Consider the following 19,921-nt stretch of genomic DNA (forward strand, 5'->3'; position numbering starts at 1 on the left):
GGAATCCGGCCGCGTCTCGGATTGCGGGCGCCGATTGCGCGCTGAGCCCCCGCCCGTATGATGCCGGAACTTCGTCCCGCCCGTATCTCCTCGGGAAGGCCATCGCGGAAATGCCCGTATTCGGACGCCGTAAGGGCAGTCACCCCCGCCTGCTACCCGAACTTGACGACACCGCCCTGGGGCAGGTCCGGCGGCGCGTCGAGGCGTGCTGGGACCGCGGTTCGCTCGACACGCCTGTCATGGCCCTGATGGCGGACGTTCTGGACGACGCCGGTGAGGACTGGGACCGCAAGGCACACCGCCTGAGGGTGCTCGCGGGATCCGCGGGGCGGGCGCTGCCCGGCATCTGGCGGGAACGCAACCCGGGCAACCAGTCCGCTGTGCTGCTGCACGCCTGGGCGGATCTGCTCCAGGCCGGTCAGGAGGGTTCCAGGGTCGACCTCGACGCGACCCGGGAGTCCTGCCGGCTCGCCGCCGAACTGCTGCCCGCCGACCCCACGCCCTGGACGGTGTACCTGGCGGCGCTGCGCCTGGAGCGCCGCCCGTCCACCGAACTGTCGGCGGTCTGGCGCGAGATCAAGGCCCGTGACCCGTGGAACCGGGAGGCCCACCTCCAGGCGCTGGGGTACCTCTCGCCCGACGAGTGCGGCTCCAGCGGCCAGGTGCTGGGCCTGCTCGACAGCGTCCGCGCCATGCCGCCGAACGCCCCCGCGGCCGGCCTGGAGCTCACCGCGCTCGTCCGCAACCACCAGCGCACCATGGCTTCCGGCGGGGTGACCGCCCTCGGGGCCGGGGAGTTCTGGCGCCGCCATGACGCCGTCACCACGCTCGACCGCGCGGCCCACCACTGGCCGAGTCCCGGTTTCCTCCACCACGCGCAGGCGCTCGCCGATCTGAACCTGCTGGCCTACGCGCTGATCAAGGCCGCGCGACCGAGCGACGCCGCGGCCGTGCTGCGCGCCACCGGCGGCGTGGCGACGCCATGGCCGTGGAACGCGGAGGAGGAACCGCTGACGGGCTTCTCGCGCCACTACGCCCGCGCCCGCCAGACCCCCTGACGCGCGGCGCCCACCCCGCCGAGCAGGCAGCACAGGTGGCGAGGGAGCGGCCCCGGCTGTGCATCCGCGGGGTGGTGTCTCCGCGGTGCCCGCGCCGCGGCCGGCTCGCTCCGACCTCAACCCCGCACGTCCAGGCACGTACTTCATAACCGGAACGAGTGGAATAGCCGACTCATTCCGATGGCTCCCGAATACCCGATCTTTCCCCGGGGATGCCTTCTACGGAAGAGCGTTGGGTTGGGAGACCACCATGCGTGACAGCGTCAGCACCGGCCGCGGCCGCACGCTGTGGCTCCTGGCGCTGTTGACCTTGCTGTTCACGGCATTGACCAGCGCCTACTCCGATGCGGTGCCGCCCACGGCCGCGAAGTGCTCCGCCGTCGAAATGTCCGCCGCCACCGGCCCGGCGAACCGGACGTGCGACCCCGAGGCCGATGTCTGGGGACAGGCCGAGGGCGACACGCGCCACCCCGGCAACGGCTTCCGGCGGCTGTACCACGCCACCGCGTGCCCGCTGCGACCGCAAGCTCCTACGGGGCCGAGCGGCAAGGCGGTACGGGAAACACCCGTGGTGGTGTCCGCGGCCGCAGTGGCGCTCGCCGCTCCCTGGGCCGTTCTGCCGGCCGCCGACGCCGGAACGCCCTCTCGCGTGACCGTACTGCGCTGCTGAGCGGACCCGGCCGCGCCCCGCGCCCCTGCCCCCACCCCGCCCTCCTCGTGACGGGGCCCCAGGGGTGCCCGCGGCCTGCCGTGTCCGCGTCAACGGCCTCAGCACCGCAGGAGTTCCGGCATGCCCGCAGACATCTTCGCCGCCCTCGGCGCGCTCGTACGCGCCGAGGCCACCCGCAACCCCACCCGCCCGGAGTCCCCTCCCTCCACTCCCACCCGGCCGCAGAACGACGGTCGTCCGGCTCCGCAGAAGGGGTCCGTCACGTCCGTGCCCCCGCAGGGCGCACCGCCGACGTCGCCCTCGCCCTCGCCCTCGCCCTCGCCCTCAACCGCCCCTTCCGCTCCCGTTCCCTCTCCAATCTTCCCTGTATCACCTCGGGTTGGTGGGCTTCGTGAGCGCCTGCCGCTGCGCGCGTGGCGACTGTTGCGGGTCCTCATCTGCGCGGCCGGACGACGGCGCCGTCGCACCGGCTCCACCGAAGGCGAGCCCGCGTCCGACGCCTGAAGCGCTTCTGGTGCGGCCGGTTGGGGCGCGTGCCCCCTCAGGCGCTGACCGAAGCGGTCGGTCCCAAAGCGGTCGCTCAAGGACCAGTTCACCGGTAGGCAGTGCCGCAGGGGCACTGCCTACCGGTGACGCGGGCATCGCCGACCGTGTGCAGCTTCCCGGCGGAGCTCGTATCCCGGGGTCGGGGCGTTGGCCGGCTCCGCGCGAGCGGAAGGTGGCCGCGGTGCGGGCGGCGCCCGCCCGGGCCGCGGCCCCTCGTCTGCACGGGTGTGCCCGGCTGTCGCAGACGCTTCAGAGACCGACGTGGGTGTCGGGAGGAGGCGGTGATCGAGCAGTGCGATCCGGGGACGAACGGCCCTGTCGCCGCATCCGCTGCCAGTTGGCAGGCTGGATGTCAGGGGGAATAGGCGGCTGCTCTCATCTCCGGTGAGGTCAGCCATCAGGGATGAGAGACAGGGACGCAGGTGTGGCCGAGGAGACGCGGGTGCTGGTCGTCGAGGACGACAAGGGCATCGCGGAGTCGTTGGTGCGCGGGCTGCGGCAGGTCGGCTACGTGGTCGAGGGCGTCCGTTCCGGACGTGCGGCGCTGTCCGCGCCCAGCCCCGACGTCGTCTTGCTCGATCTCGGGCTGCCCGACATCGACGGCGTCGAGGTGTGCCGGAGGCTGCGGGCGCGGTCGGACGCCGCGATCATCGCCGTCACCGCGCGGGGCGAGGAGGCGGACCGGGTGGTGGCCCTGGACGAGGGCGCCGACGACTATCTGGTCAAGCCGTTCGGGCTGGCCGAGCTGCTCGCGCGGATCCGGGCGGTGCTGCGCCGTCGGCGCCCGGCGGAGCCGGAGATTCTCCGCCACGGCCCGCTGGCGCTCGACCTGCGCACCCGGCAGGTCTCGGTGGAGGGACGCGTGGTCACGCTGACGCCGAAGGAGTTCGGCATCCTGGAGTGTTTGGCTGCCGACCCCGGTCGAGTGGTGAGCCGGCAGCAGATCCTGGACCGGGCCTGGGACGCCGACTGGTACGGCCCGACCAAGGTGGTGGACGTGCATGTCGCGGCGCTGCGCCGCAAGCTCGCCGTGCCGGGGCTGATCGAGACCGTCTACGGGCACGGTTTCCGGCTCGGGGCGGTCCAAGAGCTTCGGGATCGGTCGTGACGCGCCGGATCACCTGGACGCTCCTGGTCCTGACGTCCGTGCTGCTGGTGCTGGCGGTCGTACCGCTCGCGGTGTCCATGACGGTCGGCGAGCGTGTCGCCTTCCGCGACAGCCAGCGGGCGGCCACCCGGGCGGTCGCCGCGGCGGCCGAGGAACACCTCTCCGACCGCAAGCCGGCCACCGCCATGCATCAGGAACTGGCCGCCGCGGCCCGCTCGGGGGACTGTGCTGCCGTGTACGACGCCTCCGGGCGCCTGGTGGCCAGTACACCCTGTACAGCGGCCCAGGGCCAGGAGGCGCAAGAACTGGTGGAGGAGGTCGTGTCCGGGCACGAGCCCGAGCTGCTGGAGAACGAGGGCCGGCTGTTGACCGCGGAGCCGGCCGGTGAGATTCGCGGCCCCTCCGGCGTGGTCGTGCTGGCCCGCTCCGCGGCCCCGCTCAACGCCCGGATCGCCACTCTCTGGGGCTGGTCCGCCGCGATTGGCGCGGTGGGGCTGGCCGCCTCCGTGATGCTGTCCCTGCGTCTGGCCCGCTGGGTCAGCCGCCCGCTGTCGAGACTGGACGTCAGTGCCCAGCGGCTGGGTGAGGGCGCGCTCGACGAGCGGGCCGAGGTCGGCGGCGGACCGCCGGAGGTCCGCCGTCTTGCTGCCACCTTCAACACCATGGCGGCCCGTTTGGAGACGCTGGTGCACGGCCACCGGGCGGTGCTCGCCGACGTGTCCCACCAGTTGCGGACCCCGCTGGCCGCGCTGCGGCTGCGGCTCGACGTCATGGCCGCCGGGGCGGAGGGCGACATCTCCGCGGAGCTGGCCTCCGCGCAGGAGGAAATCGTCCGGTTGTCCCGGCTGGTCGACGGGCTGCTCGCGGTCGCGCGCGCCGAGCAGGCGACGCCCCGGCCGGTCGCCGTCCGGGTCGACGAGGCGGTGGCCGAACGGGTCGCGGCCTGGTCGCCGGTGGCCGAGGAACGCGGCGTGCGGCTGATCGCCTCCGAAGGGACCGCCCTGTCCGTAGCGCTCGGCGCGGGCCATCTGGAACAGGTCCTCGACAATCTGATCGCCAACGCCGTGGAGGCGGTGGCCGAGGGCGGGAGCGTGACGCTCGACCACCGGGCCGCCGGAGGGCTGGCTCGGCTGCGCGTGCGGGACGACGGCCCCGGGATGAGCGCCGGGGCCAAGGCGGTCGCCTTTCGCCGGTTCGGCAACCCGGAGGCCAGGGGCACCGGTCTGGGGCTCGCCATCGTGCACCGGCTGATCACCGCCAACGGCGGTACGGCACGGCTGGAGGACACCCCGGGCGGCGGGCTGACCGTCGTGCTGGAACTGCCACTGTGGCCGCAGGGCTGACCCGGACCGCCCAGGGTGACCCGAGATCTTTACCGATCCTGAAGAAGACGCGAGCCAGTTCCTGGACACCGCCGTCGCAGGCTGAGAGGGCACGCAGCCGATCCGGACCGCCGCATCACGAGGAGCCGGTGCCATGGCGCCTTCCCCCGACGACTTCGACCAGACCCTCCCTCCAGCCGGCTCTCCCCGCGCTCGCGAACGCGGACTGCGGCGGACGCGCCGCCTCACCCGGTGGCTCGCCGCCGCCGCCGTAGCAGCGACGGCCGCCCTCGGTGGCATCTACACCCACCTGATGCCCGGGAGCTCTCCCTCCACCGCGCCGTCGCCGCCGTCCGTGCAGGACCCGCCGACGTCGTCCACCCCGCCCAAGGGGGACGAGGAGGGCGCTTCGGGCGACGAGGGGGCGCCATCCGTCACGAAGCCCGCTCCCCAGGCCCCGGCCCAGCCGCCCACCGCCACCCAGCAGAAGCCGCACACCACCACGGGGGCGTCATGACCACGCACCCAGCGAAGCCGGCACCCGCCGACGTCAGCTTCCCTGCTCTGGGGACCACGGCCACGCTGCTCGTCACGGAGCCGGCCGCCCTGCCCACCGCCGAGGTGATCCTGCGCGCCGAACTGGCCGCAGTCGACCGTGCCTGCAGCCGTTTCCGCACCGACTCCGAACTGAACCGGGTGAACCGCGCCGCGGGCACTCCGACGACGGTCGGCGCATACTTCGCCGAGGCCCTCCTGGCCGCTCTTCGGGCCGCCCAGCTCACCGACGGAGCCGTGGACCCGACCGTCGGCCGGGCGATGGCCACGCTCGGCTACGACCGCACCTTCGTGTCCCTGCGCCCCGACGACGTCGGCCCTCTGCCATCTCCCCGCCCCGCCCCCGGATGGCGCCGGATCGTCTTCGACCCCCGCACCCGACGGCTGTGCCTGCCCCCGCGCACCCACCTCGACCTGGGAGCGACCGCCAAGGCCCTCGCCGCCGACCGTGCCGCCCGCAACGCCGCCACGGCCGTCGGCTGCGGCGTCCTGGTCAGCCTCGGCGGCGACCTCTCGGCGGCAGGACCGGCGCCCGGGGACGGCTGGCGCATAGCCCTGGCCGACGACCATGCCCGGCCGGCCACAGGCCACGCCCCCGCCGTCGCCATCACCGGCGGCGCACTGGCCACCTCCGGGATCCGCGTGCGCACCTGGCGGCGCGCCGGCCGCACCCTGCACCACATCGTCGACCCGGCGACCGGAGAGCCCGCCGCCCCCGTCTGGCGCACGGGCACCGTCGCCGCGGCCACGTGCGTGGACGCCAACACCGCCGGCACGGCGGCGATCGTGCTGGGTGACCGGGCCCTCGAATGGCTGCGCGGCACGGCGTTGCCCGCTCGCCTGGTCGGCCTCGACGGCCATGTCGTTCGTGTCGGCGGCTGGCCTCCCGACTCCGACGCTCCCGCTCCCGTGCCAGGAGGCCCGCGATGACGGTCCTGGCTCTCACGGGCAGCCCGCTTTGGTACGCCAGCCGCGCGGGGGGCACCCTCGCCCTGATTCTGCTCACGGCCACCGTGGCCCTCGGCATCGCCTCCGGCGGCCGCGCCGCGCCCCACCGCATCGGCCGGTTCGAGATCGGCATGCTGCACCGCAACCTGTCCCTGCTCACGCTGGTGTTCCTCGCCGTGCACGTGGTGACGGCCGTGCTCGATCCGTTCGTCCACCTGGGGTGGGCGGTGCTGGCGGTGCCGTTCGGCGCGTCCTACCGGCCGCTCTGGCTCGGGCTGGGCACGGCCGCGTCCGACCTGCTGCTCGCGGTGCTCCTCACCAGCGCCCTCCGGCAGCGTCTGGGCGTGCGGCGCTGGAAAGCCGTGCACTGGCTGGCGTACGCGGCCTGGCCGCTCGCCCTCTTCCACGGTGTCGGCACCGGAACCGACACCCGGTTGCCTCTCCAGCTGTGGCTCTACGCCGGATGCCTCGGTGCGGCGGTGGCCGCCGTGTGGTGGCGGCTGGCGAAGGCCGGCCCAGGTCGCCTCACCGGGCGCCTGCTGGCCGCCACAGCCGCGGCTGCCGTGCCCGCCGTGCTCGGCGTGTTCCTCGCCGCCGGCCCGTTGCAGCCCGGCTGGGCCCAGCGCGCGGCCGCCACGACGATCGTCCTGGGTGGCAGCCGATGACCCCCTCGGCCACGGCGCCCCTCACGCCCCTCCTCCCCGCCCCGGGGGAGGCCCGACTGCTGGCGGACTGGTACGCCACCGGGCGGCCGGCCACCCTGAACGACCACCTGACGCGCTACGGGCGGCCCCCTGTCACCGCTGCCGGCAGCCGTACGTCGATGCCTCTGGTGGAGGCCGTCGAGGCGGCGGGGCTCACCGGGCGCGGCGGCGCGGGCTTCCCCACCGCCCGCAAGCTGCGCGCCGTGGCGAAAGGCCGAGGCCGCGCCGTGGTCGTTGTCAACGCCATGGAGAGCGAACCGGCCAGCCGCAAGGACCAGCTCCTCCTTGCCGTCGCGCCCCACCTCGTGCTCGACGGCGCCGTGCTGGCCGCCGCCGCGGTCGGCGCGGCCACCGTCCATGTGTGCCTGCCCCGCGACCGCGATGCCCAGTACCGGCAGTTGAGTGCGGTCTCGGACGAGCGCCGACGCGCCCGCCTCGATCGGGTCCGGCTGCGGCTGCACACCCTTCCCCACGCCTACGTCTCCAGTGAGTCGACATCTTTGGTGCGCTGGCTGGGCGGGGGTCCGGCCCGCCCGCAGGGCAGCCCGCCGCGCACCCACGAACGCGGCGTCGGCCGGCGCCCCACGCTCGTCGGCAACGCCGAGACCCTGGCTCACCTCGCCCTCATCGCCCACTACGGACCCGACTGGTACCGCCAGGCGGGTACCCCGGACGAGCCCGGCACCACGCTCGTCACCGTCTCCGGCGCCGTCGCCACCCCCGGTGTCCTGGAGGTGGCGCTCGGCACCCCGCTCACCACGATTCTCAGCCGTGCCGGAGGACCCACCGCACCCCTGCGGGCGGTCCTGCTCGGCGGTTTCGCCGGTACCTGGCTCCCGTCGGCGCATCTGGACACGCCCCTCGCCCGGCACGACCTCGCCCCACTGGGTGCCGCGCCCGGCGCCGGCGTCCTCATCGCGCTCCCCCGAGCGGCCTGCGCGGTGCGCGAGACGGCACGGATGCTCGCCTACCTGGCCGCACACAGCGCCCGCCAGTGCGGCCCCTGCCGTCTCGGGCTGCCCGCCGTGGCCGAGGACTTCGCCGCTCTGGCCGCCGGACGGACCGACCCCGGCCTGCTGCCGCGCCTGCGCCGTCGCACCGGTCTGCTGCCCGACCGCGGCGCCTGCCGCCACCCCGACGGTGCCGCCCGCCTCGCCGCCTCCGCCCTGCACGCCTTCCCCGACGACGTCGACCACCACCTCACCCACGGCCCCTGCCCCGCAGCCCACCAGTCACCCTTCATCCCCGTCCCAACCGCAACGCCCCCGGAGACATGGCGATGACCAGAAGCCGAAGCCTGCGCATCGACCGCATCACCTGCACCGGCCAGGGACTGTGCGCCGAACTCCTCCCCGAACTGATCGATCTCGACGAATGGGGCTACCCCGTCCTGAAGGAACGGACCGTACCCGACCAGCTGCGCGCCCACGCCCGCCGAGCCGTCGCCGCCTGCCCCCGCCTCGCTCTCCGCACCGACCGAACGTTTCGGTAAGGATGCCGGAGCCCTGGTCGGCAAGGGTCCCGCGAACCCGGGTGACGGTGGTCGCGAAGCCTGCGGCGAGGTGCGCCGTGCGGTCATCACGCAGGGGATTGTCTCCTCTCCGCGCCTGGCGTTGACGGGTGTCCAGCCGCGGCCAGGCGTCCGGAAGCCGCTGCGCAGCGGCTTCCGTGGTCACAGGCGGACACTGGAATGAGGATGAGAATTCGCCGGGGAAGGCGGTGAGGGCAGTGATGTACTGGGACGGCGGCGGTTGGGCTTGGATGGCCTTCATGCCTCTTGTGTGGATCGTCTTGATCGGCTTGGTGGTCTGGGCAGTCGTCCACCTTGTCCATGGGCGCTCCGGCGGAGGTTCTGGCCCTGGTACACGCGAGGAGCGGCGGCGGGAATCGCCACAGGAGATATTGGACCGTCGCTTCGCCTCGGGTGAGATCGACGCGGATGCCTACTCGGAGGCGAAGAAGCGGCTCGCGGAGCGTCGGCCGGGGGCGACGTGACCCCTTGCCCAGGCGTCCCCGAAACCGCATGCCAGCCCGCGGAGAGGGAGCACCCGATGACGAAGCCGGTGGTGTCGCCGCCGTACGGATTCGCCCCTCGGCCGCAGTTCCTGCAGGGCCGCTGCCCGGAATTCCGTGGTCGCATCGGGGTTGACCAATACATATCGGCTCATCCTTGATCGCACCTCCATCTGGATGGTCGAGGCTTCGACGTGTCGGCATGGCGGCTGCCTGCCGGAAGGGCTGGGGCAGTTGGTGCGACCGGGCGCGGTGATCGGCGTGCTTCCTTGCCGGTGGCGCGTTCATCCGTACCTTTCGACTCGGGCAGGTGCAGTGACCGGAGCGAGGAGGTGTGTTCAGCCACCGCCTCCCGCCGGTCGCACGGACGGGATCTTCGGCCGTTCTCCCGCCGGGCGTTGCACGGCCGGGCGGCCGGGCCACCCGCCCCGCCGGATGCGCCTCACCACGTCCTCCCCCGAGCCCCGGGCCGTTCGCGATTTCCAGGAGGTGGTCCGTGCAGACCTCGCTGTTCGACGGGATTCCCACGCACGTGCTGTTCGCGCACTTTGTCGTGGTGCTGGTGCCGCTGACCGCACTGGCGGCAGTGGCCTGCGCCGTCCGGCCGTTGGTGTTGCGCCGCTTCGGCCTGGTCCTGCCGCTTCTCGCGCTGGTCTGTGTGGTGCTGGTGCCGTTCACCACGGGGTCCGGGACGTGGCTGGAGGAGCACGTGCAGGAGAACGACCTGGTGGAGCGGCACGCCGAGGTGGGCGAGCAGCTGCTGCCGTGGACGGTGGCACTGTTGGCGGTGAGCATCCTGCTGTGGTGGGCCCACCGCAGAAGGACATCCCCCGCACCTGAGGACGGGGCCGGGACTCGGGAGTCCGCCGGCCCCCGTCTCGTGGTGCGGCTGCTGGGGGTGATGGTGACGTTGGTCGTCGCGGCGGGCGCCGGCTACGTCACCTACGACGCCGGGCATTCGGGCGCGAAGGCAGCATGGCACCAGCCCGTGCAGCGACGCCTGGGCCAGCAGGACTGACCGACCACGCTCCTGGAACACTTGGAGACCGTGCCGGTCGACGCAGGGCGCCCGGATGCCCCATTCCGGTTCCCTGTGCAGTGCGTCATCCGGCCCCGCACCGCCGCCCACCACGAGTACCGCGGCTACGCCGGTCGGATCGCGGCCGGCACCGTCCGCCAAGGGGAGTTGGTCACCGTCTGGCCGTCCGGCCTGCACAGCCGCATCGAGGCATCGACTCACCAGGCGGGCCGGTGGCGGAGGCTCCCTGCGGCCAGTCGGTGACGCTGCTGCTCTCCGACGAGGTCGGCATCGACCGCGGGGACCTGATCAGTGCCGGCCAACCACCGGCCGCGGCGGAAGAGTTCACCGCGACGGTCTGCCGGCTGTCCTGGACAAAGTCGCCCGGCTCAGCTCCCGCGCCCTGCCCGGCCTGGTCCTCATCCTGCTCGCCGCCGCGGCGGCAACTCCAGGTGAGGCGGGCCCGCTGCGTCCGGAGGCGGTCGCGTTCGCCGGTCACTGCGACGTCGCCCTGCCGGCCGGCGGGAGGGGCGGGCCGAAAGGCAGGTCCTGATCGTCCGCGATCACGTTCCGGCCGCGACGGGCCCGCGGCCCGCCTCAGCCGGACGTCGACCGGCACCGACCGCGTCCGAGGCCGGCCCCGGTGCGGCGGGCAGCAGGGGCAGCGATGCGGCACGCGTCATTCACTGCTCCGGTCCGGCCGGTGCGCGCGGTAGTAGTCGCGCCAGACCAGGCGGTACACACCGGTCCACCTCGGGATGGAGCGGACACCCGGGATGAACGGCACCAGGACGAACGCCAGGCTGAGCAGCGCCATCAGCGCCCAGACCAGGGCATCGATGTTGCCCGAGCTGCGGAACGGCTCGATCTGGTACCAGAACGCGAACAGCCACAGCCAGGGCTGGCCGGGCCAGTTGCCCGTCTCGTTCATCATCCCCCACTGGTCACCGGCCAGGTGCCGGGCGCGGGCCTGGTCCTCCAGGTACGAGCTGTCACCGAGGAAGAGCAGCGGTTTGGTGTAGTTCGTCTGGTAGAAGCGGCCCGCGGCCTGCAGCTGGCCGTCGAGTGCCCCCGCCCGGGCCAGCTCCAGCAGACGGGCCGTCAGCGCTGGGACGGGCCCGTAGGTTCCCGGCTGGACCCTGCCCGGATCGCCTCCCGGAGCCTTGCCGAGCGCGTCGGCGTAGGCGCCGGCCCACTGCTGCCGCAGCCCGGCGGAGGCGGCGTTCCAGGTGGCCAGCGCAGTGGTGACGGCAGGGGGTTCCGGCGCGTCGGCCAGCGGACGGAGCACGAAGTCGCGTGCGGTGTCGATCGGGATGGTCACCCCGACGGCACGCTGAAGGCTCACCGGGCCGATCTTCTGCCCGGCACCCGGTGTGTCGTTGTACGGGGGGCCGTAGCGCGCGGTGCCGCTGGTGTGTCCCAGTTCGGCGACGGCGGTGGCGGTGAAGTCGCCCGGCGAGGCTCTCGCCCAGCGCGCCAGGGTGACCGGCTTTTCGTCGGGTGAGGAGAAGACCGCCGCGAGGCCGACGGTGAGCAGAACGGTCGCCACCAGCGCGACGGAGAACTCCATGACCAGGTCGTACGGGCGTTGGGGGAACCAAGCCGGATCGGGGACCGGTGTCCGACGGCTGCGCTTTCCGATCATCCGGCTCCCTCTCCTCGCACGGGGCCCACAGGTTCGGCGGGGCCCGGCTCGGGCGAGGCCCCGATGGGCGGCACCACCCCGCGCAGCCGCACCAGCAGGATGTGCCACGCCGCCAGAACGGCCACGGCCAGGGGGAGCAGCACGATGTGCCACATGAGCATCTGACCGAAGTCGAGGACGTTGAAAAAGGCGCCGATCCCCACCGAGTTCAGGCCGTCCTTGGCCTGGTCCGCGATCCACTGGGAGTCGAAGTTCTGCTGCACCGAATAGCCGGTGAAGGCGGTGCCCATCGAGACGAGGAAGACCACGGCCCCGATGACCCAGGTGAGCCCCCGGCGCCCACGCCAGGCCGCCATGAAGAACTGTCCCCACAGGTGGACGACCATGACGAACATGAACAGCTCCACACTCCACAGGTGCAGGCTGTTGACGTACCTCCCGACGTCCGAAAGGTGCCACCAGGCAGGGCCCCTGAGGGCAAGGATGCAGCCGGTGAGGACGACGACCACCAGGCTGGAGAGCGTGAGGACGCCGAACACGTAGATCCAGGAGGCCACGTACTCCGGCTGGGTGGTGGGCAGCAGCTTCTCCGGGGGAAACGCGCGCAGGGCGCGCCGCCGCACAGCCCCTGTCCACCCACCCGCGCGGTCGTCCGGGTCCTCGGAGCGCCCTCGCACCATGCCGCTCACCGCTGCTGCCGGCCGCGCGGGAAGGGCAGCAGCAGCGCGAGCACGAAGACGATCACCATCAGGGCGATGACCGCGAGGTTCGCGGCCGAGATCTGTACCACCCCCCAGTGGATGTAGTGTCCGGCGCCGCCCAGATCCACGGGGGCGGACAGGGCGCCCCCGTGGTACATCGGTCCGTCGGCCATCGCAGCCTCTCTCCCGGGAAGGTGTTCACGGCGAGGACTACCCGCCGACCAGGACCGCCGTCGACCATGGCTGCGCCATCCGGCGCAACACTTTCGCCCTTGCGGTCCCAGCCCACGGGCGACCGTCCGCGCTACGCCGTCGCCGGCCTGTCGGCGGAGTGCGAGCGTGTGCTCGCGCAGCCACCCCGCCTCCCCTGCAATTTCATTTGCAATACAAAGCATCCTTGCAGTTAGAATTGCTCCAAGGTTGTGGCAGTGGAACGACTGGCCGGAACCCCCTCGGTCATGTCTTCCAGGAGGTCGGAATGGGTGCTCAAGTCCGCGAGCAGGAGCTCGCCGGGATGCGCTGGCTGGTCGTCTCCGGGGAGCGCGACGACGTCTTCCGCGCTCTCGGCCGGGTGGCCCACGCCGACGTCCACGCGGTCCAGGAGGCCCTGCCCGAGCGTCACGCGCTGCGCGGCTGGGCCGCCACCGAAAGGGGGCGGATCCGGGTCGAGCGACTGCTGGACGCCACCCGTGCGGCATGCGGCCGGCAGCTCGGCGAACTGCGCGCCCTGGCCGCCGGCGCCGGCGCCGACTTCGAAGACCTGCTGCTGGCCAACCTCCGCGGCGACCTGGGTGTCGACGACGGTACCGGCTGCACAGACCTGGGCTGGCGCGGCACGCGTTCCTACGTGGCGCACAACGAGGACGGGGCGCCCGCGCTCGACGGCCACCTGATGCTGCTCACCCTGCTCGTCGACGGCGATGTGCCGGTGACGGTCCAGTGGTATCCGGGCTTCCTGCCCGCCAACACCTTCACCGCCACGGGCCACGGACTGGTCTGGGGCATCAACCACGTCCAGGCAGCGCGCCCGGCCCACGCCCCGGGGCGGCACTTCGTCGCCCGTGCCATGCAGCAGGCACCGACCCTGGGCGCCGCCGTGGACCATCTGCGCAGCCGGCCCAGCGCCGGCGGCTTCGCCTACACCATCGGCGACCGAGCCGACGGCCGGGTCGTCGTGGTGGAGAGCGCCGCCGGAAGGACCGCCGTCATGGAGGCCGACGCGGATCACCCGCTGCACTGGCACACCAACCACCTGCGCCATCTGCCCGTCCCGCCGGACGCGTCCGGCGCGGCCACGGCGGACGCGTCCGACGCCGCGCGGGCGGCCCGCAGCCTGGGCCCGTACGAGGAGAGCGTCGCGCGCGGCGAGGTCCTCGCCGGTCTGCAGCCCCCGGTCGGCGGCCCTGCCGCGCAATGGTTCCTGGACGTCCTCACCTCGGCGCCGCTGCCCCATGGCGTGCACCGCACGGCCGCGGGCGCCGACCCGCTGATGACGCTGTGCTCGGTGGTCGCCGACCTCACCGACGACCGGATCACGGTGCGCGGACCGGCAGGCAGCACCGCTGACCTGCCACTCTCCGCATTCGCCCGCGGGGAAGCCGGCACCGTCAGCCCGTAGCCGCCGGCACCACGGCCGGTCCGCAGGTCCCTGGCCGCGCCACGGCCGCTTCGAGGGACAATTGGCTCCATGGCCACAGCATCGCGGCGACCTCCGCAGACCTACGACGAGCTCCTCGCCGAGCTTCAGGACCCCGAAGCGGCGCTGACCCGCTCCCAACGGCTCCTGGCCGACCGCGTCATGGCCGACCCGGAAGGCGTGGCGTTCATGACCGTCTCGGAGCTGGCATCGGCCGTCGGCGTCAATGAGGCCACCGTGGTGCGGTTCGCCAACAGCCTCGGCCTCGATGGATACCCGGGGTTGACCAGGCTCTGCCGTGAACGGCTTCGGGAACAGGCGCAGTTGCTCCGCCGTTACGACAAGCTGGAGCAGCTGAGCGCCGACGGCGGGAGCCTGCTTGAACACACCGTCGCGCTGGACCGGGCCAACATCGCCCGCACCTTCGCGCGGATCACCCCCGAGACCTGGGAAGCCGCGGTGCGGGCACTGGCCGAGGCCCCCCGTGTCCACGTCATGGGCCTGCGCAAGTGCCACGCGCCGGCCTACCTGCTCGGCTACCTGCTGCGGATGGTGCGCGAGGACGTCGAGACCGTCACGCTGGGCGCGGGCACACTCACCGATGACCTGCGCCGGGTACGGGAAGGCGACTGCTTCGTCGCCCTCTCGATCCGCCGGTACAGCGCGCAGACCGTACGTGCCGCGGCCTGGGCCCACTCCCGCGGTGCCCGCTGCGTGGCACTGACCGACGATCCGTCCTCGCCGCTGACGGCCTCGGCCGAGCAGGTCTTCTACGTCGATGCTTCGGGCCCTTCCGTATTGCGCTCGCTGACCACGTTCACCTCGCTGGTGCAGGCGCTCGCCGCCGGCGTCGCCCAACTGCGTGGCCACGAGGTGCGCTCGACGCTCCTGCAGGAAGAGGAGCTCCTCGAGGAGTTCGGCGTCTACACCACCGACTCGCTGCTGCCCTGAAGGGCCCGGGTCACCTGGTGCCGGTCGCCTTGCACTGCTCATCTTGGTGCCGATCGACCCGTTGCCGAACCGGCTCCGGCATGCCGGACGGCTGCCGGGCCCACCGCACGGCGTTCGCGCGAGGGGCCCGGCGGGCATCGTGCGACCGACCGAAGCCCCGGCGGCCTGCTGCGTTTCAGCCCTGAGCCGTCAGCGCGCCGAGCGCGGTGCGCAGATGGTCCAGGGAGGCTGCGATCCACGGCAGGGCGAGCGGGTCGTCGCTGCGCAGCGCCTCCCAGCGCTCGGTTTCGGAGTCCCCGTACAGCAGGCTGGTCGCCACCCGGGCGCGCAGTCCGTCCGCGGTGTCTCCGAAGGCTTCACCGGCCAGCACTCCGACGCCGTGCTCCTCCAGCAGGGCCGCGGCCAGTGCGGCGCCGGTGTCGATGCCCCGGGCCGCGAGCAGGGGGCGCACCGGTTCGAAGTCCGGGTAGAGGTAGAAGCCCGCCTCAGGGCGGCGGCAGACCGCTCCGGCGGCCGTGAACGCGGAGTGCACCGCCGTGGCCACGGTCGCGTGGAGCCTGCGGGCGGCGTTGACATGGGCCAGCACCTCGGGCGGGTCCTGCAGGATGTGCGTGGCGGCGGCCTGCATCGGTGCGGCCAGGCTGGACCACACCTCGCTGGCCACCCCGACAAGGTCCTGCATCAGACGGTCCCCCCAGGGGCCGGACGGCACCCGGGCGAACCCGATGCGCCATCCGCCCAGGGCCATCGACTTGCTCAAGCCGCTGGTGACGATCGTGCGTTCCGGCAGGTGGCCGAGTGCACTGGGGGCCTTTCCGGAGTGACAGACCTCGGCGTAGATCTCGTCGGACACCACCGCCAGCCCGTTCCGGTCGGCGATCTCGCAGACCTCGCGGAGGTGCTCGTCGCGGGCGATCGTCCCGGTGGGGTTGTCCGGCACCGTCAGCACCAGGACGCCTGGGTGCGCACCGGCCGCGCGCGCGTCCCGAAGCGCCTGCTCCAGCAGGGCCGGGTCGGGAACGCCGCCTGCCTGCGCGGGGATGGGCACACCGATGGTCTTCTTCCCCGCCAGTGCGGCCTGAGCCGCGTAACTGACCCACGCCGGGCACGGCAGCACGACATCGCCCGGCAGAGCAGCGAGCAGCGCGAACAGCAGCGCCTTACTGCCGGGCCCGAACAGCACCTGCTCCGCTCGGGTCTCCACGCCCCGCCTGGCGAACCATCCGGCGGCGGCCTCGCGGGCCTCGGAGGACCCGACAACGGCTCCGTAGCCGTTGCGCCCGGCCGCCGCCGACAGCGCCGCCGCGACCGGGGCCGGTACCGGCAGTCCGGCTTCCCCGAACCCCAGGTGCAACACCTTCTCACCTGCCGCCCGGCGGATCTGCAAGGTCTCGTTGATGGCCAAGGTCGCCGAATGCATGGTCACGGCGCCCCACACTCCTCACACGGATCAATAGCGACATAAGAAATTGAACTTGCACGCGCCAGATTACATGCAAATTTGTTTGCATCCAGGCGGGCTTCCGGTGCGCACGACGCGGAATCGGCGCCGTGCCGTTGCCGAACGGGCCGTCCGGCGGCGGCGCGGACCGGTTCGGCCCCTGTGTGGCGGGCCGGTCCTGACGGAGGTTGGGTGGAAGAGCGGTACATGAATCTCCGTTCCGGCCGCACACTTCCGGAACCCGTCTCGCGGAGGCCGTCATGGAAAGCCGGCAACAGGAGCACGGCCGCATCGTCGTGGGCGTCGACGGATCGGAGTCGTCGCAGGAGGCACTGCGCTGGGCGGTCCGCCAGGCGGAGCTGACCGGCAGCACCCTCACCGCGGTGACGGCATGGGAATACCCGCCTGGCTCCATCGGCAGGATCGACGAGCCCCGGGAACTCAGGACCTCGCTGGAGCAGGCGGCGGACCGGGGCCTGTCCGACGCCGTCCGGAGGGCCGTGCGGCCGGGCGCCGGGCCGAGGGTGGAGACGGTTGTCGCGTACGGCACGGCCGCCGCGGTGTTGCTGGACGCCGCCCGCGGTGCCGACCTGCTGGTCGTCGGCAGCCGGGGGCACGGTGGTTTCTCCGGGGCCCTGCTGGGCTCGGTCAGCCGGCACTGCACCGCACACGCCCCCTGCCCGGTCGTCGTCGTACGGGGCACCGGCCAGCCGGCGCAGGAGCGGTGACACCCGCGCTCAGCCGCCCGTCAGCCGAGACCCGGCCGGCTCCTCCACCACCAGGGCACCCCCGGAACCAGGCCGACCGCCTCAACCACCTGTTCCTGCCCGTCACGCAGAACCTTCACCTGCGTCGGCGGGGGTAGGCCCCAGAGCCTCGACCGCCGATCCGCTTCCCTCTCCTGCCCGAACGCGAACGGCGGCATTGACCACGATCGCCACGACGACGGCCGGCGCCCCCCGGTTCCGGCCATCCCACTCCGGCGCTCGCCTCGCCCCGCCGCGGCGAACCGTGCCCGAAGCCTGCGGGGCCGGAGCCGGCCGTGGGGTCGTCGGTGGAGCGGTGCAGCAGCACACCCGGGCGGGGGCACCACCACGTCCTTGTGGTGCCCACCGCCGCGGCCGGATCAGCGGAGCTTGTCGCGGGCCACCTCGAAGGCGCGGGCGTGTTTGGCCTCGTCCCGGGCGATCTCGCCGAGCAGTTCCGCGGCCCCGCTGTCGCCGGTCGCCTTGGCCTGCTGGGCGAAGCCGGGGTACATGCTCCGGGCCTCGTACTGTTCCCCGGTGATGGCCTTGGTGAGGTTCTCGCGCGTGGACCGGACCGTGCCGGCCAGTTGGGCCTCACCGGCGAAGTGCTCGCGCCGCTCGATCTCGGCGGTGCCGTTGAACAGACGGGCCAGCGCCTGCTTGCCGTGCGCGGTCGCGGCCTTTGCGTAGTGCGTGTACTTGGCGTAGGCCAGCGCCTCACCATGCATCGCGGTGTCGAGGTTCTGCTTCGTCCGGGCCGCATGGACCTTGGGCATACCGGCCTGGACCGACACCGGTTGGACGCTCGGCGGCGCCGGAATGCCGCCCTTGCCCGTCCGGACCGCTTCCAGGGCCTTCTCGAAGGCGGCGTGGTGTTTGGCCTCGTCCCGGGCGATCTCGCCGAACAGTTCCGCGGCGGCGCTGTCGCCGTCCTGCTTGGCCTGCTTGGCGAAGGTGGGGTACATGCTGAGCGACTCGTAGCGCTCGCCCTCGATGGCGGCCCGCAGGTTGTCCGCATCGCCGCCCACCAGGCCGCGCATCGCGGCCTCCTCCGTGAAGTGCTCATCCAGCTCGGTCTTCGCCGTCCTCCGGAAGAGGTCCTTCACCGCGGGCAGGCCCTGCTTGGCGGCCTGATCGGCGAAGAGCGAGTACGAGGAGTAGGCGTACGCCTCACCGCGCATCGCGGTGTCGAGGTCGGTGAGCGTCCGGGAGCGCAGCGGGTGCATCCCGTCTGCGGGCGCCACCGCCGAGGCGACTCCCACAGGCATGCCGATCGCCAGGACGAGAACGCCCGTGGTCAGGGCGCGCATCGGGTAGAGCTTCATGCGGACCTCCAGATCAGACCGGTGCCCCCGTCCCAGACATCACACCAACGAGTGAACGAAGCTGCCAACAAACACGCGACATTCGAGTGTACGCATTGTCACTCAGCGTGACGCTCCGCAGGTTGGCGGCGCTTGGCCACATGCGCGGCGGACACCCCGGGAAGGCATTGCCGAGCCACCAGCGGTGAAGGGGATGCGGTCGTGGGCCGTCAGTCGGGGACGGGCCGGAGGGATGGGCGAACGACCGCGAGTGGGCACTGGGAGAACTGGAGCAGGGCGTGGCTGACGGAGCCGAGGGCAAGACCGCGGAAGCCACCGCGCCCGCGGGAACCGACAACCATGAGGTCCGCCCGGTCCGAGGCGCGGGCCAGCGCGAGGATGGGGTCCTCGTGCGTCAGTTCCTCCACGACCTCGACGCCGGCATGTGTCTCGCGCAGCGGGCCCAGCCACTCCTCCAGGGATTGCCGGTGCTCCTCGGCCGCGGCGTCACGGACGGCGCTGACCACCGCCTCGGGGCCTGGGTAGCTCCAGGCGTGCAGGGCCTGCAGTTGGGCCCCGCGCAAGGACGCCTCCTGAAACGCGTGCGCCAAGGCGGCTCGGGAATGCGCCGAGCCATCGACGCCGACAACGATGCGACGGTGCCCGGTGGCGAGGTGGTTGACCACGACCACGGGGCTCGCCGCGTGCCCGACGACCTGCAGGGCGACCGAGCCGAGCAGCAAGCTCCCGAAGCCGCCCATGCCCTTCGCGCCGAGGACCACCGTATGGGCGTGCTCGGACTCGGTCAGGAGAACGGCTGCGGGGGCACCGGTGGGCAGGTCGGTCATCACCTCCAGTTCCGGATGTGATTCCCGGGCGATCGCGGCGGCCTCCGCCACAACACCCCGGTCGCGGCTGCTCGCTTCCCGGGCTCGAACAGCGGGGGTGCTCGCGTATACGTGTTCACGGTGCAGGACATGGATGATGCGCAGGGCGCAGTGGTGCAGCACCGCCTCGTGGGCAGCCCATACCAACGCGCGCAGACTGCGCCCGGAGCCGTCGACTCCGACCACGATCGGATCCGTCATCGTCTCTCCCTGGGTGCGGGAAGTCAGCGGTCGGCGCTGCCGAATCGGCGGAACTCGTCCAGGTCCCGGCGGCTCTGACGTGTTCCTCCCCCGTGGTGGCCTGAGGGCCGCAGTACTCCGGCAGCGAGAGCACCGGAGCGGCAGGTAGTGATGCCGGGGTCCATGCCCATCCAGCCGCCCCGGGGCCCTCCCTTTCTCTTTCCACCGTCCGGCATGTGCGCCTGCGGGGCATCTCGCGGGATGACCCGCTGGTGGGGGACGGCCTTCTTGATGGTGCGGGCGAAGTCCATCGCCTCGACGAACTCGGGCCTCACCTTGATGCGGGTGCTGATCTTCTCGGAGAACACCGGGTCACACCCGGCCTCGGCGAGCGCGTCGAGCTGACTTTGGAGTTCCTGCTGGGCGGTGCTGCACCTCGCGTAGCCCACCCTCGTGGGCTTCGTCGCGGCGTCCGGCACGGCGGCGTC

At 72.7% G+C, this 19,921-nt stretch carries 20 protein-coding genes; 13 read left to right on the top strand and 7 right to left on the bottom strand.

The window, feature by feature from the left end:
* Positions 1–110 precede the first annotated feature (110 nt).
* From ACF1BH_RS28380 to ACF1BH_RS28425, 10 genes are all read left to right on the top strand, one after another.
* Positions 111–1,058 (top strand): hypothetical protein, encoded by a 948-nt coding sequence (locus tag ACF1BH_RS28380; RefSeq protein WP_391647023.1) that lies wholly within the window; start codon positions 111–113, stop codon positions 1,056–1,058.
* Positions 1,059–1,308: 250 nt separating this feature from the next.
* Positions 1,309–1,728, top strand: a complete 420-nt coding sequence (locus tag ACF1BH_RS28385) for a hypothetical protein (RefSeq protein ID WP_391647025.1) — start codon at positions 1,309–1,311, stop codon at positions 1,726–1,728.
* A 949-nt stretch (positions 1,729–2,677) separates the two neighbouring features.
* Positions 2,678–3,382 carry a response regulator transcription factor gene (locus tag ACF1BH_RS28390; RefSeq protein WP_391647027.1) on the top strand — a complete coding sequence of 235 codons (705 nt, stop codon included), beginning with the start codon at positions 2,678–2,680 and terminating at the stop codon, positions 3,380–3,382.
* On the top strand, positions 3,379–4,725 hold the full coding sequence (locus tag ACF1BH_RS28395) for a sensor histidine kinase (RefSeq protein ID WP_391647029.1): 1,347 nt from the start codon (positions 3,379–3,381) through the stop codon (positions 4,723–4,725). The genes ACF1BH_RS28390 and ACF1BH_RS28395 overlap by 4 nt, the downstream gene beginning before the upstream one ends.
* Before the next feature lie 133 nt (positions 4,726–4,858).
* Positions 4,859–5,221 carry a hypothetical protein gene (locus ACF1BH_RS28400; protein WP_391647031.1) on the top strand — a complete coding sequence of 121 codons (363 nt, stop codon included), beginning with the start codon at positions 4,859–4,861 and terminating at the stop codon, positions 5,219–5,221.
* A complete protein-coding gene (locus ACF1BH_RS28405) occupies positions 5,218–6,189 on the top strand; it encodes an FAD:protein FMN transferase (RefSeq protein ID WP_391647033.1) in 972 nt (323 codons plus the stop codon). Before ACF1BH_RS28400 ends, ACF1BH_RS28405 begins: the two co-directional genes overlap by 4 nt.
* The gene (locus tag ACF1BH_RS28410; RefSeq protein ID WP_391647035.1) at positions 6,186–6,872 is read left to right on the top strand and encodes a ferric reductase-like transmembrane domain-containing protein; all 687 of its coding nucleotides are present in this window, start codon (positions 6,186–6,188) and stop codon (positions 6,870–6,872) included. The genes ACF1BH_RS28405 and ACF1BH_RS28410 overlap by 4 nt, the downstream gene beginning before the upstream one ends.
* Positions 6,869–8,194 (top strand): NADH-ubiquinone oxidoreductase-F iron-sulfur binding region domain-containing protein, encoded by a 1,326-nt coding sequence (locus ACF1BH_RS28415; RefSeq protein ID WP_391647037.1) that lies wholly within the window; start codon positions 6,869–6,871, stop codon positions 8,192–8,194. Before ACF1BH_RS28410 ends, ACF1BH_RS28415 begins: the two co-directional genes overlap by 4 nt.
* The gene (locus ACF1BH_RS28420; protein WP_391647039.1) at positions 8,191–8,403 is read left to right on the top strand and encodes a ferredoxin; all 213 of its coding nucleotides are present in this window, start codon (positions 8,191–8,193) and stop codon (positions 8,401–8,403) included. Before ACF1BH_RS28415 ends, ACF1BH_RS28420 begins: the two co-directional genes overlap by 4 nt.
* Positions 8,404–9,420: 1,017 nt before the next feature.
* Complete coding sequence (locus tag ACF1BH_RS28425) at positions 9,421–9,942, top strand: DUF2231 domain-containing protein (protein ID WP_391647041.1); 522 nt, start codon at positions 9,421–9,423, stop codon at positions 9,940–9,942.
* 679 nt (positions 9,943–10,621) lie between these two features.
* On the opposite strand, the gene ACF1BH_RS28430 is transcribed toward ACF1BH_RS28425, so the two are convergent.
* The 3 genes from ACF1BH_RS28430 to ACF1BH_RS28440 form a co-directional block, all read right to left on the bottom strand.
* Positions 10,622–11,587 (bottom strand): hypothetical protein, encoded by a 966-nt coding sequence (locus ACF1BH_RS28430; protein WP_391647043.1) that lies wholly within the window; start codon positions 11,585–11,587, stop codon positions 10,622–10,624.
* Positions 11,584–12,210 (bottom strand): cytochrome b N-terminal domain-containing protein, encoded by a 627-nt coding sequence (locus ACF1BH_RS28435; protein WP_391647045.1) that lies wholly within the window; start codon positions 12,208–12,210, stop codon positions 11,584–11,586. Before ACF1BH_RS28435 ends, ACF1BH_RS28430 begins: the two co-directional genes overlap by 4 nt.
* A 62-nt stretch (positions 12,211–12,272) precedes the next feature.
* The gene (locus tag ACF1BH_RS28440; protein WP_391647047.1) at positions 12,273–12,461 is read right to left on the bottom strand and encodes a hypothetical protein; all 189 of its coding nucleotides are present in this window, start codon (positions 12,459–12,461) and stop codon (positions 12,273–12,275) included.
* A 305-nt stretch (positions 12,462–12,766) separates the two neighbouring features.
* Here ACF1BH_RS28440 and ACF1BH_RS28445 point away from each other — a divergent pair, with 305 nt between their 5' ends.
* Both ACF1BH_RS28445 and ACF1BH_RS28450 read left to right on the top strand, forming a co-directional pair.
* A complete protein-coding gene (locus tag ACF1BH_RS28445; protein ID WP_391647049.1) occupies positions 12,767–13,906 on the top strand; it encodes a C45 family autoproteolytic acyltransferase/hydolase in 1,140 nt (379 codons plus the stop codon).
* A gap of 69 nt (positions 13,907–13,975) precedes the next feature.
* Positions 13,976–14,875: a MurR/RpiR family transcriptional regulator gene (locus ACF1BH_RS28450; protein WP_391647051.1), complete on the top strand. Its 900-nt coding sequence runs from the start codon at positions 13,976–13,978 to the stop codon at positions 14,873–14,875.
* Positions 14,876–15,050: 175 nt separating this feature from the next.
* On the opposite strand, the gene ACF1BH_RS28455 is transcribed toward ACF1BH_RS28450, so the two are convergent.
* Positions 15,051–16,295 carry a pyridoxal phosphate-dependent aminotransferase gene (locus tag ACF1BH_RS28455; protein ID WP_391647106.1) on the bottom strand — a complete coding sequence of 415 codons (1,245 nt, stop codon included), beginning with the start codon at positions 16,293–16,295 and terminating at the stop codon, positions 15,051–15,053.
* A gap of 281 nt (positions 16,296–16,576) precedes the next feature.
* Here ACF1BH_RS28455 and ACF1BH_RS28460 point away from each other — a divergent pair, with 281 nt between their 5' ends.
* On the top strand, positions 16,577–17,044 hold the full coding sequence (locus tag ACF1BH_RS28460) for a universal stress protein (RefSeq protein ID WP_391647053.1): 468 nt from the start codon (positions 16,577–16,579) through the stop codon (positions 17,042–17,044).
* Between the two features lie 398 nt (positions 17,045–17,442).
* Here ACF1BH_RS28460 and ACF1BH_RS28465 read toward each other — a convergent pair whose 3' ends face one another.
* The 3 genes from ACF1BH_RS28465 to ACF1BH_RS28475 form a co-directional block, all read right to left on the bottom strand.
* Positions 17,443–18,387, bottom strand: coding sequence for a ferritin family protein (locus ACF1BH_RS28465; RefSeq protein ID WP_391647055.1), 945 nt, complete (start codon positions 18,385–18,387; stop codon positions 17,443–17,445).
* Positions 18,388–18,596: 209 nt separating this feature from the next.
* On the bottom strand, positions 18,597–19,454 hold the full coding sequence (locus tag ACF1BH_RS28470; protein WP_391647057.1) for a universal stress protein: 858 nt from the start codon (positions 19,452–19,454) through the stop codon (positions 18,597–18,599).
* Between the two features lie 23 nt (positions 19,455–19,477).
* A complete protein-coding gene (locus ACF1BH_RS28475; RefSeq protein WP_391647059.1) occupies positions 19,478–19,882 on the bottom strand; it encodes a recombinase family protein in 405 nt (134 codons plus the stop codon).
* Positions 19,883–19,921: the final 39 nt, after the last annotated feature.

Source organism: Streptomyces sp. NPDC014733 (assembly GCF_043083385.1).
GTDB lineage: Bacteria > Actinomycetota > Actinomycetes > Streptomycetales > Streptomycetaceae > Streptomyces.